This window comes from Microbacterium sp. SWDP-B6 (assembly GCF_059803615.1).
In genome coordinates this window covers 125,903-144,048 of sequence record NZ_JAPFGV010000004.1, presented here as the reverse complement: position 1 = coordinate 144,048, position 18,146 = coordinate 125,903, and the positions used below count along the sequence as shown (strand labels likewise).

Below are 18,146 nucleotides of genomic sequence, written 5' to 3'. Positions count from 1 at the left end.
GCGCATGTGTGTGCGCGAGGTGACCCTGGTCAGGCGAGGAGCTGGTGCCGCGCCAGATCGCGGTAGAGCGGCGTCGACTCGATCAGCTCGGCGTGAGTGCCCTGACCGACCACGGCGCCGTCCTGCAGCACCACGATGAGGTCGCTGTCGACGACGGTCGACAGTCGGTGAGCGATGACGATGAGCGTGCGATCGGTCGACACCGCGTCGATGGCTTCGCGCATGCGCTGCTCGTTCACGCCGTCGAGAGACGACGTCGACTCGTCGAGCAGCAGGATCGGCGCATCGGTGAGCAGGGCGCGGGCGATCGCCAGACGCTGACGTTCTCCGCCCGAGAGCATCACGCCGTCTTCCCCGACGGGGGCCTCGAGTCCCAGCGGGTCGCGTTCGAGCACGTCGCCCAGGTTCACGGCGCGAAGCACCTGCTCGCAGTCCTCATCCGAGGCGTTCGGCGAGGCGAGACGCAGGTTGTCGCCGAGGGTCCCGGCGAGCGTGGGGGCATCCTGCTCGACATAGCCGAACTGCGCGCGCAGCTCGTCGCGCGGATAGGTGCGCGAGTCGTGGCCGTAGAGGCGGATCGACCCGCCCGTCGGGTCGTAGAAGCGCTCGACGAGGGAGAGGATGGTGCTCTTGCCTGCACCGCTGGGGCCGACGAGCGCGACGCGAGCACCGCGGGGCACTGCGAACGAGACTCCGCGGAGGACCTCACGCTCTGCCGTGACAGCCGAGTCGTCCGTCGGCTCGAGGTGCGCATCGGCGAGAAGCGTCTGCGCCTCCTTCGCGGCCGCCAGGCGTGCGGCGACCACGTTCTCGGGGTAGCGGAAGCGCACGTCGCGGAACTCGATCGCGGGGGCGAGAGGGTCGGCGGTGTCGCGCGGGAAGGACGCGGCGATCTCCGCATCGTGCTGGGTCTCGATCGGCAGGTTCAGCACTTCCTGGATGCGACCGAGAGCACCGAGCGCCTGGTTCACCGAGGTGATCGCGCCGAACGTGGTCGCGAGCGGCATCACGAGCATGAACAGGAACAGGATGAACGTGATCAGCGACGCGATGGTGATGGTGCCGGCCGCGACCCTGAAGCCGCCGACGCCGAGCACGACGAGCAGTGAGACCTGCAGCGCGACTCCCGCGATCGGAACCACGAGCGAGGAGATCTTGGCGATGCGCACGCCGATGCCGTAGGCCTCGGAGGCGAGGGCCGACACCGTCTCGGTCTCGCGTTCCGTCGCACCGGAGGCGCGCACGGTGCGGATCGAGCCGACCGCGCGCTCGACGCCCGAGGCGAGCTCGCCGACCTTCTCCTGCTGGGCGGTGGATGCCGTGCGGATGCGGCCGCTGAGCGCGGTGACGACGACGACCGAGGCGCCGATCACGACGACGATGAGCAGCAGCAGCACGGGGTCGATCACGAGCATCGCTATGAGAGCGCCGAGGAACAGGATCGCGCTGCCGACGGCATCCGCCAGTCCCTGCGTGAGCACGGCGTAGAGCAGCGTCGTGTCGGTGCCGACGCGCGACACCAGGTCGCCGGTGCGTCGGGCGTCGAACTCGCTGATCGGCAGGTGCAGGATGCGCGAGATCAGCTTGCGCCTGCTGGAGTACACGACCGCGGTGCCGGTGCGCTGCAGCAGGTAGTGCTGGTAGCCGGAGATGATCGAGGACACGATCACGAGACCGACGAGGGCCCAGACCAGGATGCCGAGTCCCTGATCGGACTGCACGGCTTCGATGAGCTGACCCACCAGCAGTGGTTGGGCGAGCGACGTGGCGGCTCCGAAGACGCTGAGCACCGCGACGACGATGAGCGTGCGCTTGTGCTCGAAGAGGAAGGGGAGGAGCTGGCGGAAGGTGGCGCGCGGACCGTCGTGCTGCGCGCCGCGTCCGCGTCGGCGTGATGTCGCCGTGCTGGACATGCGGAACCTCGTTCTGAAAGGGGGTAGTTCGACCGTACTTCGTGCGAGGACGGATTCTGTGGATGGGCTGTATGCGTTTCAGTGCTTGCCGAATCGGCGGTGCGCCGCCTGCTTCGAGACGCCGAGTGAGCTCGCGATCGCCTGCCACGAGTACCCGAGATTGCGCGCGCGTCTCACCTGGGTCTCTTCGGCGCGGGCCAGTTCACTGCGCAGGGCGGCGAGGCGGTGGAGCTCGGACAGTGGCTCGCCGCCGTCATCCTGGGCGATCGCGGTCTTCAGGGTCATCGTGAACCTCCTGCGTCAATATTGGTTGACGGTGCGGCAGATGTCAACATAAATTGACGGATCTCGCGGCGTGTGCGATGCGAGACTGGACCGATGCTGTCTGCATCGAAACCCGTCCCTGGCGACCGAGTCGCCGTCCTGTCGCCCGCCTTCGCTGCTCCTGCGGTCGCCCCTGAGATCCACGAGCAGGCTCTCCGACGACTCGAGCAGCTGACCGGACTGATCCCGGTGGAGTATCCGACCACCAGGCAGCTCGACGCGAGCCCTGAAGCCCGGGCCGCCGACGTCAACGCGGCCTTCGCCGACCCCGGCATCCGCGCGATCCTCGCGACGATCGGGGGCGATGACCAGATCCTGGTGGTGCCGCACCTCGACGCCGCACTCGCGCAGGCCGATCCCAAGCCGTTCCTGGGCTACAGCGACAACACCAACATCCTCAACTGGCTGTGGGGGCTCGGCATCCGCGGCTACTACGGAGGGTCCACGGCGGTGCACCTGGGGCCTGGGCCGGCGGTCGACGACGTACATCTGCGCTCACTGCGGGCTGCGCTGCTCGACGGCGGCACGATCGAGATCACCGAGCCAGGCGAGTCGGAGGACGTGGGACGGCGCTGGACAGACCCCCTATCGCTCACCGAGTACGGCGACCGGATCGCGACCGATGAGTGGGCCTGGGCCGGGCCGGCATCGCGCGTCGAGGGACGCACGTGGGGCGGGTGTCTGGAGAGCATCGACGCGCTCGCGCTCGCAGACCGGCTGCCCACGACATACGACCTGCGCGGCGGCATCCTGCTGCTGGAGACCAGCGAGGAGCGTCCGCCGGCGAGCTGGGTGGCACGCTGGATGCGCGGTTTGGGAGAGCGCGGGATCCTCGATGCCGTCGCGGGCGTGGTCGTCGCGCGTCCGCCGGTGAGCGACTTCGAATTCCTGCCGTCGCCGGCAGAGGCCGATGCGCTGCGCGCGGCGCAGCGAGACGCCGTCATCGAGACGGTCTCGCGGTACAACCCCGACGCGGTCGTCTGCGTGGGCGTACCGTTCGGTCACACACGGCCCCAGTGGATCGTTCCCTACGGGGGGACGATGGCGCTCGACGGGTCGACGCGGACGGTCAGTGCCTCCTACTGAGCCCGACGACCACCCCGAGCACCCGAAAGGGCGGCACCCCCGAGGAGGTGCCGCCCTTTCGCGTGAGGTGACGTGTCAGAGTTCGACGGCTGCCGCGACTCCGAGGTCCTCTTCGTAGTCGTTGTCCTTCGTCTCCTTCGACAGGAGCAGCGCGACGAACGTCAGCACTCCCATCGCCGACAGGTAGAGACCGACGAGCCACGGGGCGCCGTCGCCGAGTTCCCAGAGCCACAGCGCGATGAGCGGGGCCACGGCGGCGCCGAGGATCGAGGAGACGTTGTACGAGATCGCGGAACCCGTGTAGCGGACGTTCGTCGGGAACAGCTCGGGAAGCAGCGCGCCCATCGGACCGAACGTCGCGCCCATGAGCATGAAACCGAACACGAGGAACGCCTGCGCGAGTGCGCCCGTGAACTTCGGGTCCATCGCAGGCAGCAGGAAGGCGTTGAACGTGAAGCCGAACACGATGATGAGCCCGGTGACCCACAGGAGCAGCTTGCGTCGGCCGATCGAATCGGCGATCGGCCCGGAGAGCAGGGTGAAGATGCCGAAGAACACCACGCCGACGATCTGCATCAGCACGAAGTCGGTGTAGGCGAATCCGAGACCCGGATAGAACTGCGCGGCGAAGGCCGACGCGTCGAAGTCCTTGCCCGTCGCCTCGGCAGCGGCCTGCGCGGCGGCGGACGCCGTCTCGAGCGTGGCCGGCTTGGTGCCGTACGCCAGGGTGAAGTTTGTCATCAGGTAGAACAGCACATAGGTCGCCAGCATGATGAACGTGCCGAGGATCAGCTGCTTCCAGTGGTGGCGGAACACGGTCGCGAGGGGCAGCCTGCGGATCGCACCCTTCTTCTCGGCCTTCTTGAAGGTGTCGGACTCGACGAGCTTGAGTCGGACCCACAGGCCGATGATGACCATGACGGCAGAGAAGAGGAACGGGATGCGCCAGCCCCACGACAGGAAGGCTTCGGACTTGAGCGCGGGGTTCTCGGAGTGCGGCAGCAGCCAGTTGATGCCGAGGAAGAGGAAGTTCGCGATGATGAAGCCGAGCGGCGCTCCCAGCTGCGGGAACGTGCCGTACCAGGCGCGCTTGCCCCGGGGTGCGTTCTCGGTGGCGACCAGCGCGGCCCCCGACCACTCGCCGCCGAGCGCGAAACCCTGAGCGAGACGCAGGATGAGCAGCAGGAGAGCCGCCCACCAGCCGATCTGCTGGAACGTGGGCAGAAGCCCGATGATGAACGTCGCGATGCCCATCGTGAGCAGAGAGGCGACAAGAGTGGCCTTGCGGCCGAACTTGTCGCCGAAGTGACCGAAGACCACCGCGCCGATCGGGCGGGCGACCATCGCCGCACCGAACACCGCGAACGACGACAGCAGCGAGGTCGTGTCGTTGCCCGTGGGGAAGAAGAGCACCGGGAACACGAGCACGGCCGCTGTCGCATAGGCGTAGAAGTCGTAGAACTCGATCGTGGTGCCGACGAGGCTCGCCGTGATGACGCGCGAGCGCGGATTCGCGGGCGCTGTGGTCGTACTCATGCTGCTCCTTAGATCCATGGCCCGGTATACCAAGGCACCGAGAGATCCTACGCCTTCCTGAACGTTTGCTGGGTGCGTGTGACGTCCGCGGGGCGCGCGTGCGTAGAGTCGGAGACGGATGCTGATGCCCGGGGCGAGGGGAAGACCGTGACGACGAGACTGCTGCTGATCGCCGACACCCACCTTCCGAAGCGGGCCAAGCGGCTCCCCGACGCGGTGCTGCGGGCGGTCGACGACGCCGACATCGTGATCCACGCGGGGGACTGGGTCGACCTCGCGACGCTGGATCTGCTCGAATCCCGCTCGCGGATCCTGCATGGCGTCTACGGCAACAACGACGGCCCCGAGCTGCGCGGGCGCCTGCCTGAGATCGCTCGCTTCACCGTCGAACAGGTCGACGTCGCGGTGGTGCACGAGACCGGCCAGCGGCAGAAGCGCGAGGAGCGGATGGATGTCGCGTTCCCCGGCGTGGATCTGCTCGTGTTCGGGCATTCGCACATCCCGTGGGACACCGTCGCCCCCTCCGGGATGCGCCTGGTGAATCCCGGGTCGCCGACCGATCGGCGCCGTCAGCCGGTCTGCACCATGATGTGGGTCACGATCGACGAGCGGCGGATCGATGCCACGCTGGTGCCGCTCGCATGAACGCCTCACCTGGCGGAAGCGACGACGCAGAGGTGCCCTCGGCATACCGCGCTCCGATGCGCTCGCGCGACGATGACATGAGCGACGGCCCGGCGGTCGAGCGGGCACTGGAGCTCGGCGTGTGCGGAATGGGCGGCAGACTCGACGACGCACCGCACTCGATCGCCGATGCGCTCGACGCGGTGGACGCGGTCTACGGAGAACGGATGGCACGCCGACTCGAGCGGTTCGCATCGGTCGCCGAGGGCGTGTTCGTCTGGACGCGCGACGCCGATGGCCTCCTCTGGCTGGGACGGATCACAGGACCGTGGCGCTACGACTCCTCAGCCGACGCGCGGGATGTCGACCTCGTGCACGTGCGCGCGTGCGACTGGCTCGATCGTCCGATCGAGGCGGCCGCGGTGCCTCCCGGAGTGCACGAGGCCTTCGCGCGCGGCGGTCGCAACTGGCAGAGCATCACCCGAGCCGACGCCGCTCGTCTCACGGCAGCCGTCTGGAAGTCCCGACGCAGCCGGCAGTGAGCCGTTCAGTAGGCCTGGCGCAGGTCGCGGACGATCGCGTCGTATCGGGTGAGGAACGCCCGTTCGTCGAGTCGCTTGCGTCGCATCCACGACGTGACCTCGTCGTTGCGCTTGCTCGCGTTGCACGACCCGCATGCAGGAACGACGTTCTCGACGGTGTACCGCCCGCCTCGCGAGATCGGCATCACGCAATCGCGTTGCAGTGCGATGTCGCCCGCTCCGCAATACGCGCATCCTCCCCAGGCCTCTCGCAGCGAAGCCCACTGCTCGACGGTGAGGTCGTTGTCGGCCCGCGCCACGCGGCCCTGGCGCCGCTTGGCATAGCGCGCGCGAGCGGCAGGTGAGGGAGTGGAGAACCTTCGACGCGGCACAGACACACGGTACCGGGTCGAGTCGCCCCCGGAGGGCTATTCCTCGGTGTCGCCGAGGTCGAGCGACGGGACGAAATCGGCGGTCGCGTCGAGCAGGTGCTCGAGTTCGAGGACGACGAGTCGGTTCGCTCCTGTCTTCGTGGCGGGCGCGGGCACGAAAAGGGTGCGCTGCGGGCCGTTTCGCCAGTATCGACCGAGGAAGAAGCCGTTGACGAACGCGTAGCCCTTGCTCCAGGCGGCGGTGTCGAGGAACAGGTCTGCGGGGGAGTCGAGGTCGAAGTCCGCCACCCATGCCGACGGACCGGTCGTCGCCGCGGCGGACGCCTCTGCGGCGCGGGAGCCGATCTCCGCAGCCAGCGCCGCGACGTCGAGCGGTGTCGAGTGCCAGCCGGTCAGCGCGACACCGTCGAGTGCAGGAGCGCCGATGAGGCCCTTCTGCTCGCCGAGCCGGTGGTCGTAGTTCACCCTGCCGCCCTCTTCGACGAGGATGCTGAGCGTACGCCCCGCGGGGATCCGCAGAGAACGGTCGTGACGGGTGCGCGAGAGGGTGCCGACGGGCTGGCCGTCGACGCTCACCCAGGCGAGGTCGCGAACCTCCTCGAGGACGAGCTGCCCGCCCCGGCCCTCGGGCAGGGAGACGTCGTAGCGGACCAGGGCGCTCAGGTGCTCCAGCTCGTCGAACGTGACGGGCTCTGACGACGAGGGAGCGCTCGCCGCAGCATCCGTCCATGCACCGGCCGCGCTCAGCGGCACCGAGAAGACCGGCGCGGGCTCGGCGGCGGCCGGAAGCTCATCCGGCACCGGGGCGTACTTCGCGATGACGTCGCGGAATGCGAAGAACTTCGCGGTCGGGTTCCCGGCCTCGTCCAGAGGCGCGTCATAGTCGTACGACGTGACGATGGGCAGGTAGCGGCCCTTGTGGTTGGCGCCGTTCGTGAGGCCGAAGTTCGTGCCGCCGTGGAACATGTAGATGTTGACCGACGCGCCGGCAGCGAGCAGCTCGTCGAGGTCGGCGGCGGCGGCGGTGACCTCGGTGGTGTGATGCACGCCGCCCCACCAGTCGAACCATCCGTCCCAGAACTCCGAGCACATCAGCGGACCCGTGGGCTGGTGGCTGCGCAGGGTCGCGAGGCGCTCCGCGCTGCGCGAGCCGAACGAACCGGTCTTGTGCAGCTCGGGAAGGCTGCCGTCGTCGAGCATCTGATCGGTGGGCTGGTCGACGGTGGTGAGGGGGACCGTGATGCCCGACTCGCGGGTCAGCGCGACGAGCGCCTGCAGGTACGCCTTGTCGGAGCCGTACGCGCCGTACTCGTTCTCGATCTGCACGAGCACGACCGAGCCGCCGCGGTCGATCTGCCGCGGAGCGACGATCTCGTAGACCCGACGGAGGTACTCGCTCACATCGGCCAGGAAGGTGGGCTCGGACGAGCGCAGCTCGCGCTCGCCCGCGGTGAGCCAGTTCGGCAGACCGCCGTTGTGCCATTCGGCGCAGATGTAGGGGCCGGGGCGGACGATCGCGTCCATGCCCTCGGCCTGGATGAGGTCGAGGAAGCGCCCCAGGTCGTTCCACCCCGTGGCATCCCACTCGCCTCGGCGGGGTTCGTGGGCGTTCCAGGCCACGTACGTCTCGATCGTGTTGAGCCCCATCAGGCGGGCCTTGCGGATGCGGTCCTGCCACTGGTCGGGGTGCACCCGGAAGTAGTGGATGGCGCCGGCGATCACCTGGTGGGGGAGCCCCGCGCGGAGGAAGTCGGTCTCGCCGATGGAGAAGGAGGTCACGATGTGGTGCTTTCGATGGGAGGGCCGGACGGGGAGGGAGTCCCCGTCCGCCCCGGACGTGCGATTACTTGTTGACGGCGAAGCCCTGCGAGTTGCCGTACTCGACCAGCGCGTCCTGCCAGGTCGTCAGCCCCTCGTTCAGGTCGGTGCCGTTCTGGTATGACTGGCCCACGGTGTCACCGAAGATGCTGTTGCCGTAGACCTGGTAGGGCAGGTAGCTCCAGCCTTCGACGACGTCGTCGGCCGCGGCCGCGAGGACCTCGTTGATCTTCTGGCCGCCGAAGTACTCGGGAGCGTCGGCGAGGAATTCCTCGCTCGAGAGCTCCGCGGTGGTCGACGGGAAGCCGCCCGACTCGAGGAAGGTCGAGATGCTGTCCTCCGAGTTGTTCAGCCACCACAGGAATCCGGCTGCGAGCTCCGGGTTCTTGCTCTGCGTCGTCACGGCCTGGCCGCCGCCGCCGTTCTCCGCCGTCGCAGGGGTGCCGTCGTAGGTCGGCATCGGCGCGACGCGCCAGTCTCCGGCTCCGTCGGGAGCGCCGGTGATCAGGTTGCCGGGCATCCAGGCGCCGATCACGAGGGTGGCGAGGCTGCCGTCGCCGAGGGCGCGGAACCACTCGTCGCTCCAGCTGCCGTAGGGGGCGAGCAGATCCTCCTCGACGAGGCGGTTCCAGTTCTCGGTCCACTTCTTCGAGCCGTCGTCCTGCAGGTCGATCGTGACATCCGTGCCGGAGGTCTCGAACGGCTTGCCGCCGGCCTGCCAGATCATCGACGTCGCGAAGCCGGCGTCGCCGGTGTCGTTCGTGATGTAGGCGTTCGGGTTCGCGGCGTGGATCGCCTTCGCGGCCTCGTAGTACTCGTCCCAGGTGGTGGGCACAGTGACGCCCGCGGCGTCGAACACGGCCTTGTTGTAGAACAGCGCCATGGGGCCGGAGTCCTGCGGCAGCCCGTAGATGGCGTCGCCGTCGGTGACGGAGTTCCACGTCGACGCGGTGTAGTCGTCCTCGAAGTCGGCGAAGCCGTACTGCGAGAGGTCGACGAACGCATCGGTGAGGGCGAACTGGGGGAAGGCGTAGTACTCGATCTGCACGACGTCGGGGGCGCCGGAGCCCGCCTTGATCGCATTCTGCAGCTTGGTGTACTCCTCGTTGTTGGTGCCCGCGTTGACCACGTTCACCGTGACGTTGGGGTACTCCTTCTCGAAGGCCTCGACCTGGGCTTCGGCCGAAGGGGTCCACGACCAGTACGTGATCTCGCCGCCCTTCTCGAGCGCCGCCTCCACGGAGTCGAACGAGCCGTCGCCGGCAGCGCTGCCGCCTGAGCCGGTGTCGCCGGTGCTGCAGCCGGCCAGCGCGAGCGCTGCCACGGTTCCGGCCGCGAGCACCGTGAGGGTGCGCCGTGCGGCGGGTGAGGGAAGGTGCTTCATTGCTGTGTCCTTTCGGGGGTGCGGTCCAGCATCGGACCGACGTGTGCGGTGCGGAGGGATGCCGGGGGCTACTGCTTGACGCTTCCGGCGGTGAGACCTGACTGCCAGAACCTCTGCAGCAGCAGGAAGGCGATGACGATCGGGATGATGGTGAGGAGCGAACCCATGATCACGAGGTTGTAGATCGGCTGCGACCCCGCGCCGATCGCCTGGTTGCTCCACTGGTTGAGGCCGACCGTGAGCGGGTACCAGTCGGGGTCGGACAGCATGATCAGCGGCAGGAAGTAGTTGTTCCAGGTCGCGACCACGGTGAAGAGGGTGACCGTCACGATTCCGGGTGCGAGCAGTCGCATCGAGATCGTGAAGAAGGTGCGGAACTCGCCGGCACCGTCGATGCGCGCCGCCTCGAGCAGCTCGGTCGGCACCGAATCCGAGGCGAAGACCCAGATCAGGTACAGGCCGAACGGGCTGATCAGCGAGGGGATGATCACGGCCCACGGCGTGTTCGTGAGGCCGAGCTCGCTGAAGAGCAGGAAGGTCGGCACGGCCAGTGCGGTGCCGGGCACGGCGACCGCACCGAGCACGACGGCGAACACGGCGCGGCGACCGGGGAAGCGGTACTTCGCGAGTCCGTAGCCGGCCATGGTCGCCAGCAGGGTCGCGCCGCCGGCTCCGACGACCACGTACAGCAGCGTGTTGCCGAGCCAGCGCAGGAAGATGCCGTCCTGGTACGAGAACGTGGCCACGAGGTTGTCGAAGAACGCGAAGTCGTCGGAGAACCACAGACCGAACGAGCTGAAGAGTCCCGACTGCGTCTTCGTCGAGCTGAACAGCAGCCAGACGAGCGGCACGAGCGTGTACAGCGCGTACGCGACCATCACGATCAGCAGGATCTTCGACTTGCGCGGATTCATCAGATCGTGGCGCTTCTGCGAGGGGCGGGCGAGGGGGAGTGCCATGTCAGCGCACCTCCGACTTCGAGCCGCGCAGTTGCACGACGTAGGCGATCACTGCGGTGATGACGCCCATGATGATGGCGATCGTCGCGGCGTAGTTGAACTGCTGTCCGGCGAACGAGAGGTTGTACGCGTACATGTTGGGTGTGAAGTACGTCGTGATCACGTTCGGTGCCAGAGGCCGCAGGATGTTGGGCTCGTTGAAGAGCTGGAAGCTGCCGATGATCGAGAAGATCGTCGCGATCACGAGGGCGCCGCGGACGTTGGGGATCTTGATCGAGAAGATCGTGCGCCAGGCGCCGGCTCCGTCGAGCGATGCCGCCTCGTACATGTCGGTCGGGATCGTCTTCAGCGAGGAGTAGAAGATCAGCATGTTGTAGCCGACGAACTGCCACGTCACGATGTTGCCGATCGAGACCAGGATCCACTCCCGGGCGAAGGGGGTGATGAGGTCGCTGCCGAGCAGGTCGTTGAAGTTCGACGTCAGTCCGAACTGGTCGCCGTAGATGTAGCCCCACATGAGCACCGCCACGACGGCGGGCACCGCATAGGGCAGGAAGATCAGGATGCGGAAGAAGGATGCTCCGCGCAGTCGCGCGCTGTCGAGTGCCAGTGCCGCGGCGAGGGCCAGGACCAGCATGATCGGCACCTGCACGACGAGGAACAGCACGACGCGGCCGAACGCCTCCCAGAACTGCGGGTCGGTGAGGGCGCGCACGTAGTTGTCGAACCCGACGAACGCGGTGCCGCCGATCAGCTTCTCCTGGAAGAAGCTGAGGTACAGCGCATAGGCGAGCGGTGTGAGGAACACCAGGGCGAACACGACCATGAACGGGCCGACGAAGGCCCATCCCTTCCAGTCGCGTTTTTCACGCCGGCGGATGCCGTGGTCCGCCAGGGCTGCGGAGTCTTGAGTCGTCATTGACGAGAACCTTCTTAGAGATCGGGCGCTCACGGCGCCGTGTGTCAACGTCAACATATTCGATGCGCTGCTAGTGTGTCAACGTCAACACATGAATGGATGAGTGCTCGTGACCTCGGAACAGTCGGCAGAGCCGCCGCAGCGGCGGCGAGACCCCTCCATGGAGGACGTGGCGCGAGAGGCTGGCGTCTCCGGGCAGACCGTCTCGAGGGTCGTGAACGCGCGCGGGTACGTCGGCGCCGCCACCAGGGAGCGCGTCGAAGACGCCATGCAACGGCTCGGCTATCGGCCCAACAGCGCGGCCCGCGCCCTGCGCTCGGGCCGATTCCGCGCGATCGGTGTGATCATGTTCTCCTTCAGCTCATACGGCAATCAGCGCACGCTCGATGCGATCGCGGTGCGCGCGTCGCAGATGGGATACGCGTTGACTCTGATCCCCGTGGAGTCCAGCGCTCGTGACACCGTGGCAGGCGCCTTCCGCCGCCTCGAGGAGCATGCGGTCGACGGCATCATCATCGTGATCGAGGCGCACCAGCTCGATGAGGCCGAGGTCGAGATCCCCGACGGGCTGCCCGTCGTGCTGGTCGACTCCAACCGTGGAGCGAGTCATCCCTTCGTCGACACCGACCAGGCGCAGGGCGCGCGGCTCGCGACCGAGCATCTGCTCGACCTCGGACACCGGACCGTCTGGCATATCGCGGGTCCGGCGAAGTCGTACTCCGCCGAACGTCGTCGCGAATCCTGGCGGCGCACCCTCGAATCCCGCGGGGTCGTCGCGCCCGAGCCGCTGCAGGGCGACTGGTCCGCCGAGTCGGGCTACCGTGCGGGGCTCCGGCTGCGTGACGACGTCGCCGTCACTGCGGTCTTCGCCGCGAACGACCAGATGGCGATCGGCGTCGTGCGGGCCTTCCGTGAGGCCGGCCGTGATATTCCGAGCGACGTCAGCGTGGTCGGCTTCGATGGCCTGCCGGATGCCGCGCAGCTGTGGCCGCCCTTGACCACCGTGCAGCAGCATCCTGAGAAGGTCGGCGCGCTCGCGGTCGACGCGCTGCTCGCCGAGCTCGACGGGGGAGAGCGCATCCAGACCCCGCTCGTCGGCACGGAGCTCGTCGTCCGCGAGAGCACGGCGCCGCCTCGCGTCTGACCGCAGGCAGCGGGTGCGCCGGCGGTCAGGACCTCTCGGCCGCGCCGGCGCTTTCTCTTCGCCGGATCGACACGTGCGCCGGGATGCCGCGTGAGAACAGGATCGACAGCAGGCTGATCAGGATCAGTCCCACGAACGACACGCGCAGCGACGAGAGCTGCGACTCTCGGTAGATGTCGGCGAGTGCGCTCGAGTCGTCGTCGCTGAGGCCGGCCGCCTCGCTGATCCCGGCGACGTCCGCCGCGGGCACCACCGTGACGCCGCGGTCCGTCGCAGCGCTCACGGTCTCGCGCACGTCGCTCGGAAGATCGCTCACGGCGACGCCGGACGCGAACGAGGTCGACAGCGCTCCGATCAGCAGCGATCCGATCAGCGCGGTTCCGAGCGATGAGCCCAGATTCTGGAAGACGCCCTGCAGCCCGCCGACCTCGCTCGTGTCCTTCTCACTGACGCTCGACATGTTGACATTGCCGAGCTGCGAGGCGAGGAGCCCCAGGGCGCTGCCGGCGAGGAACATGCCGGCCGCGAACAGAACGCCGCGAAGGTCCTCGGTCACCGCACCGAGCAGCAGCACGGCGCTGAGCACGAGGGTCGACTGCCCGACTCTCACGATGCGGCGAGGGGACCACCTGCGGGACAGCGCGGTGCCGACGATCGAGAAGAGGATCAGCGAGACCGAGAGCGGGAAGATCTTGAGGCCCGTCTCGAGCGCGTCGTATCCGAGCGTCATCTGCAGGTACACCGGGACCATGAAGAACAGCCCGGCCGTCACGGCGTACTGGGCGCCGAGCACCGAGAGCCCGCTGCGCAGAGTCGTGATGGAGAACAGATCCGGCTGCATGAGAGGAGAGCGGCCGTCGCGTATCAGCCGTCGCTGCCAGCTGATGAAGAGCGCGATCAGAGCGGCTCCGAGCGCGATGCACCAGGTCGTCAGAGAGACTCCGAGGGGCGCGATGGGGACGCCCGCGATCTCCGGCGTGTACAGGGGGACCACCCATCCCCAGGTCTTGCTCTGCAGCATGCCGAAGACGATCAGGACGAGGCCGGCCGAAGACAGCAGGACGCTGCCGATATCGATGCGGATGCTCTGCCGTGGGGTGGAGTCGGTGATGATGCGAGCGCACAGGACGACGCCCAGCATGATCACCACCTCGGCGACGAAGACGAACCGCCAGCTGGAGTACGTGGTCACCGCCCCGCCGATGAGCGGACCGGCCGCGACCGCCGCACCCGACACGGCGCCGATGACGGCGAAGGCGGTGACGCGCTCAGCACCTCGGTAGTTGTCGGCGACGAGTGCGGCGATCGCGGGGATCACCAGCACCGCGCCCAGCCCCTCGATGATCGACCAGCCGAGGAAGAGGAACCCCACGGACGGACTCAGCGCGGTGATGAGGGAGCCTGCGGCGTAGACGCAGGAGCCGATCACGAAGGCGCGGCGTCGTCCCCACACATCGCCGAGCTTGGCGCCGAGGAGCATGAACGCCGCCATCGTCAGGGTGTAGAACGTGATCGCCGCCTGCATCGCCGTCACGGACGTGTCGAGATCGCTCACGACCGTCGAGATCGATACGTTCATGACCGTTCCGTCGAGCACCATGACGAACTGCGCGGAGCCGAGGACGATGACGACGTTCCACTTCTTCACGAGGTCTCCTCGGATGCGGGTGCAGGTGCAGGTGCAGGTGCGGGTGCAGGTGCGGGAGCTGTCTCGTACGCGGGCCGGCGGTTGCCGCGCATGATCCGCGCCACGGCCGTGATCAGGAACAGCTGACCGGTGATCGCCTCGGCGACGGCGATCCCCTGCACGGTGGGGCTCGCCGGCACGATGTTGCCGTAGCCGGTGGTCGTGAGGGTGGTGAACGAGAAGAACAGCTGGCTCGAGAGCGAGTCGACGACCGTCGGGCCGAAGGTCGGCGCGACGGTCAGAAGTGCGACGAGGTTGTAGACCAGGGCGAAGAACATGCCCACCAGGGCGTACGCCGAGATCGCGGCGAGCAGAGCCTCGGCGTCCAGGCCCCGGCGCCGCACCTGGTGTCGGATGATCGCGACCGGCGCGATGAGGAAGGCGAGCATCGAAGCGGCGGACAGCGAGATGTCGAGGGCGTGTCCCTTGAGGTCGAACACCGACACCACGACCGCGGCGATGCCTGCCGCCGCGAGCACGATCCAGGCGATGCGCTGCACCCGAGTATGCGCCTCGGTCACTCGAAGCACGACGGCGACGGTGACCAGCTGCAGCACGAACGCCGGTGGGCTCGGGTCGGTCGTCCCCTGAGCGGCGCACAGCACATAGCTGAGCACGAGGAGTGCGAGCACGAGCCAGTACCCGGACGGCCGGCCGACCACCTGTCTCGCGACGTGTGAGCCGAGGGGCGAGGGCTCACGCATCGTGTCTCCGGATTCCATGGAGGCGCCTCACACGGTTCCGTGCTCGTTCGGCAGACGCCCCGACGCCAGAGCTGCCTTCAGCGCCAGGAAGTCACTGTGGTTCTGATCCGCGTAGGCGACGGCGAAGTCCGCGATCGCCTCCTCGAACGTGTCGCTCCGCCCCAGATACCCCGCGATCTGCACCCGGTCTCCGGATCGGGAGTGGGCTCGCGCCAGCGTCTCGCCGCAGATCCGCGCATACAGGGTCGCACCCCGCACGGTCATCGTCTCCGGATCGATGCCTCCTTTCCCGTCCTGCAGCTGCCGGATGTAGAAGTCACGGTGCTGCCCGTCGAGGCCGACCACGGATTGCCACCCGAGGAAGATGTCGCTGGATGCCTGCATCAGTCGCTGCCCCCGCACGACGCGCTCTGCGTGGTCGTCGAACTCGCTCGGACCGAGGAAACGCTCGAGGACGGACGCCTGCGCCTCCTTGGCCTGAAGGAGCAGCGGGTCGTCGTCGTCGCGCCCGCTGAAGAGGATCACCCAGGCTCGCGTCCCGACGCTTCCGACACCGACCACCTTTCGCGCCATATGACGGTACCGGTACTCGGCGAACGGATGCCGTTCGCCGACGAGCGTCGTCCGATACGCGCCGAGCACCTGATGCATGACATCCGCTTCGTCTGCGGCACGCCCCGCTTCGCGGATGAGATCCTCGACGGGGACGATCAACGGCGGCGCCGCGACGATGCGCAGGCGGCCGTCGACGATGCGCACCAACTTCTTGAAGGCCTTCCGATGATCGCGTCTTCGCGCCTTCTCGATCGTCGCGTCCAGCCGACGCACCTCCTCGTCTCCCACCAGCTGGTCGAGCTGCGCCTGGCGGATCGACGCTCTCGCACGCTCTGCGTCGAGTCGGTCGTACCAGGCATCGATCACTCTCGACGTCGCTGCCCTCCTCATCGCCATCCGGTAGCCGTGCGCCGCGGCCACGATGCAGGCGCGCTCCTCCTCGGCGCTGAATCCGCGTTGCCTGCCGGCCACCGCGAAGCTCGCGGCGAGCCGTTTCACATCCCATTCGAACGGGCCGGGAAGCGTCTCGTCGAAGTCGTTGATATCGAAGATCAGGTGCCGCTCCGGGGTGCTGAACAGGCCGAAGTTCGACAGGTGCGCGTCTCCGCAGAGCTGCGCGATGATCCCGGTGTGCTCGGAGGAGGCGAGATCCGATGCCATGAGCAGCGCCGCGCCGCGGTAGAAGGCGAGCGGCGACACCGCCATCCGTGCGTACCGCACCGGCGTGAGCTCCTGAACCCGTGACCGTCCCTGCTCCTCCAGCAGCGCGACGGGGTCCGGGCGGTCCGGGGCAGGTGACCACGCACCGAGATGCGCCCGAGGCACCCGCGATCGAGCGGCGCGTCCTCTCTCGCGTCGCTCTGCGAACGGCTTCGCGACCTCAGCCGGCCGGGTCATGAGCTGGCCGGACCAAGGGGGTCGGCGGAGGCGAGGGCCGCCTTCTCACCCGCGACGTCGTGGAGCGCGTGGTCCTCGGACGGCACGACATCGATGACATCGGCATCGGCATCGGCATCGGCATCGGCATCATCCGACGGCGGACGTTCGACCACCTCCAGTATCAGTACGGCGAGGAGCGACAGTGCCAGTGTCCACAGCACGAGCGCGGGGCTGAGCGGCCGCACGAGCAACACGACCGCCGCACCCGCCACGATGATCACGCCCCTCAAAAGAGAGCGTCGCGAGTGCAGCCACGCGCCGACGCGCCCGGTGCTCAGACCGCGCCGCTCCAGGGTGCCGCGCAGCGAGGCGGCACCACCGTGGACGACGGCCCGAAGTCGTCGAGGAACGTCGAAGGGGCCTGCGAACCACGCGACCACGGCCGTGACGAGCGCGAGCACGAGCACGGCCACGGCGGTGTCGCGCATGGCGCCGCCGACCAGTTCGTAGATCGCGCCGCCGGCATCCGCCGGGATGCCGTTGCTGCGCAGGGCCGCGTCGAAGAACACCCTGCCGACGGCGAGGCCAGCGAGCACGATCAGCATCACGAGACCGAGGGAGAGCGCTGCGGTCACCAGCGCGACCGAGCGTCGTCGCGCGACGACCACCCCGGCGGCGAGGAAGAGGAGCGCCACCCAGGGCAGCCACAGCCCGGCCGCCACCACCAGCTCGTAGGCGAGCTGGACGGAGGCGAGGGAGTCGACCTGCGCGACGGTGATGGTGCGATCGTCCGTCGGGATCGATGCCGCGAACCCGACGCCCTGGTCGACGAGCACGTCCTTCGCGGCGTCGATGATCGGCGCCAGCTGGATCCCGATCGTGCCGTCGGACCCGAGTGCGATGGCCGCATCGGGATCGTTCTGCAGCGCGGACACCACCTGCGAGTGGCTGATGCGAAGCGCGGATGCCCAGACGTTCGCGAACGCCTCGGACTCGACGAAGCGCTCGACCACGGTGCCCACGAGCGATTGGAGTCCCTGTGCGGCTGGGCCCTTGAGCAGCTCCAGCGCACGAGTCGCCGCGGGGCCGGTGCCGAGCTCGATGACGCCGTCGATCACGTCCGTGGTGAGGGTCGGTATGTCCACCTGCCCCTCGATCGCCTCGACCACCTGATCGGTGACCGCGGACTGCACCGCAGGATCGCTCGCGAGCACGGAGTAGCTCGCGACGAACCGGTCGGTGTCGGTGAGCTGCACGTTGCCCCAGGCGGCCACCAGGGCGACGGGTGCGATGAGCGCACCCAGCACGATGAGAACGGTCGCCGAGAGGGTGCGTCCCCACCCGCGGGATCGGCGGCGCGACTCGACCGCACCGGGCGTCGGGGCGGGGGTGGCCGCCGGGATGCCGCCGCGGAGCGCGCTGTTCTCGGCTTCGAGGGCAGCGAGGCGCCGCTGCAGCTCCTGGACCGTGGACCGTGCCATGAGGGTTCTCCTTCCTCAGACTTTTCGCGTTCTGACGGGGATATGGACCTGCGTGATGACCAGCAGGATCGCTGCGGTGATCGGGATCGACACCAGGGCGCCGAGCAGGGCCTCGCCGATGAGCGCCCCGATGATGAGGGGTGACTCCTCAAGCACGTTCGCATGGCTCACGGTGCCACTCTCGGGCTCAGCGCGTACGGCCGCGTCACCCTTTCAGGGC

The 18,146-nt window shown here is 68.2% G+C and carries 17 protein-coding genes; 4 read left to right on the top strand and 13 right to left on the bottom strand.

What is annotated here, in order from left to right; genetic code table 11:
* Positions 1-29: 29 nt before the first annotated feature.
* Together OPU70_RS07975 and OPU70_RS07970 are read right to left on the bottom strand one after the other, a co-directional pair.
* The gene (locus OPU70_RS07975; RefSeq protein WP_079112467.1) at positions 30-1,913 is read right to left on the bottom strand and encodes an ABC transporter ATP-binding protein; all 1,884 of its coding nucleotides are present in this window, start codon (positions 1,911-1,913) and stop codon (positions 30-32) included.
* A 78-nt stretch (positions 1,914-1,991) separates the two neighbouring features.
* Positions 1,992-2,198 (bottom strand): AsnC family protein, encoded by a 207-nt coding sequence (locus OPU70_RS07970; RefSeq protein WP_498557486.1) that lies wholly within the window; start codon positions 2,196-2,198, stop codon positions 1,992-1,994.
* Between the two features lie 93 nt (positions 2,199-2,291).
* Between OPU70_RS07970 and OPU70_RS07965 the strand changes: the two genes are divergently transcribed.
* Positions 2,292-3,323, top strand: coding sequence for a S66 family peptidase (locus OPU70_RS07965; RefSeq protein ID WP_498557485.1), 1,032 nt, complete (start codon positions 2,292-2,294; stop codon positions 3,321-3,323).
* A 75-nt stretch (positions 3,324-3,398) separates the two neighbouring features.
* Here the strand turns inward: OPU70_RS07965 and OPU70_RS07960 are convergent, their stop codons facing one another.
* A complete protein-coding gene (locus tag OPU70_RS07960; protein WP_498557484.1) occupies positions 3,399-4,859 on the bottom strand; it encodes an MFS transporter in 1,461 nt (486 codons plus the stop codon).
* A 147-nt stretch (positions 4,860-5,006) separates the two neighbouring features.
* Between OPU70_RS07960 and OPU70_RS07955 the strand changes: the two genes are divergently transcribed.
* Entirely contained in the window at positions 5,007-5,504 is a 498-nt protein-coding gene (locus OPU70_RS07955; RefSeq protein WP_498557483.1) for a metallophosphoesterase family protein, read from the top strand.
* Positions 5,501-6,025 carry a GAF domain-containing protein gene (locus OPU70_RS07950; protein WP_498557482.1) on the top strand — a complete coding sequence of 175 codons (525 nt, stop codon included), beginning with the start codon at positions 5,501-5,503 and terminating at the stop codon, positions 6,023-6,025. The genes OPU70_RS07955 and OPU70_RS07950 overlap by 4 nt, the downstream gene beginning before the upstream one ends.
* Before the next feature lie 5 nt (positions 6,026-6,030).
* Here OPU70_RS07950 and OPU70_RS07945 read toward each other — a convergent pair whose 3' ends face one another.
* From OPU70_RS07945 to OPU70_RS07925, 5 genes are all read right to left on the bottom strand, one after another.
* Positions 6,031-6,396 (bottom strand): HNH endonuclease, encoded by a 366-nt coding sequence (locus OPU70_RS07945; protein WP_498557481.1) that lies wholly within the window; start codon positions 6,394-6,396, stop codon positions 6,031-6,033.
* Between the two features lie 36 nt (positions 6,397-6,432).
* Positions 6,433-8,175: a glycoside hydrolase family 35 protein gene (locus OPU70_RS07940; protein WP_498557480.1), complete on the bottom strand. Its 1,743-nt coding sequence runs from the start codon at positions 8,173-8,175 to the stop codon at positions 6,433-6,435.
* Positions 8,176-8,239: 64 nt separating this feature from the next.
* Entirely contained in the window at positions 8,240-9,598 is a 1,359-nt protein-coding gene (locus tag OPU70_RS07935; protein ID WP_475123531.1) for an ABC transporter substrate-binding protein, read from the bottom strand.
* Between the two features lie 68 nt (positions 9,599-9,666).
* Positions 9,667-10,512: a carbohydrate ABC transporter permease gene (locus tag OPU70_RS07930; protein WP_042542215.1), complete on the bottom strand. Its 846-nt coding sequence runs from the start codon at positions 10,510-10,512 to the stop codon at positions 9,667-9,669.
* Between the two features lie 46 nt (positions 10,513-10,558).
* Positions 10,559-11,476, bottom strand: a complete 918-nt coding sequence (locus OPU70_RS07925) for a carbohydrate ABC transporter permease (protein WP_309686878.1) — start codon at positions 11,474-11,476, stop codon at positions 10,559-10,561.
* A 160-nt stretch (positions 11,477-11,636) separates the two neighbouring features.
* On the opposite strand from OPU70_RS07925, the gene OPU70_RS07920 reads away from it, so the two are divergent.
* Positions 11,637-12,620: a LacI family DNA-binding transcriptional regulator gene (locus tag OPU70_RS07920; RefSeq protein WP_376708836.1), complete on the top strand. Its 984-nt coding sequence runs from the start codon at positions 11,637-11,639 to the stop codon at positions 12,618-12,620.
* Between the two features lie 25 nt (positions 12,621-12,645).
* On the opposite strand, the gene OPU70_RS07915 is transcribed toward OPU70_RS07920, so the two are convergent.
* Genes OPU70_RS07915 through OPU70_RS07895 form a run of 5 tightly spaced genes read right to left on the bottom strand, consistent with a single transcriptional unit; the run spans position 12,646 to position 18,097 of the window.
* Positions 12,646-14,268 carry an MFS transporter gene (locus tag OPU70_RS07915; protein WP_311879531.1) on the bottom strand — a complete coding sequence of 541 codons (1,623 nt, stop codon included), beginning with the start codon at positions 14,266-14,268 and terminating at the stop codon, positions 12,646-12,648.
* Positions 14,265-15,029 carry an ion channel gene (locus tag OPU70_RS07910; protein ID WP_498557479.1) on the bottom strand — a complete coding sequence of 255 codons (765 nt, stop codon included), beginning with the start codon at positions 15,027-15,029 and terminating at the stop codon, positions 14,265-14,267. Before OPU70_RS07910 ends, OPU70_RS07915 begins: the two co-directional genes overlap by 4 nt.
* Before the next feature lie 9 nt (positions 15,030-15,038).
* The gene (locus tag OPU70_RS07905) at positions 15,039-16,463 is read right to left on the bottom strand and encodes a DUF2252 domain-containing protein (protein WP_498557478.1); all 1,425 of its coding nucleotides are present in this window, start codon (positions 16,461-16,463) and stop codon (positions 15,039-15,041) included.
* Positions 16,460-17,926: a hypothetical protein gene (locus OPU70_RS07900; protein ID WP_498557477.1), complete on the bottom strand. Its 1,467-nt coding sequence runs from the start codon at positions 17,924-17,926 to the stop codon at positions 16,460-16,462. The genes OPU70_RS07905 and OPU70_RS07900 overlap by 4 nt, the downstream gene beginning before the upstream one ends.
* A gap of 15 nt (positions 17,927-17,941) precedes the next feature.
* Complete coding sequence (locus OPU70_RS07895) at positions 17,942-18,097, bottom strand: hypothetical protein (protein ID WP_498557476.1); 156 nt, start codon at positions 18,095-18,097, stop codon at positions 17,942-17,944.
* Positions 18,098-18,146: the final 49 nt, after the last annotated feature.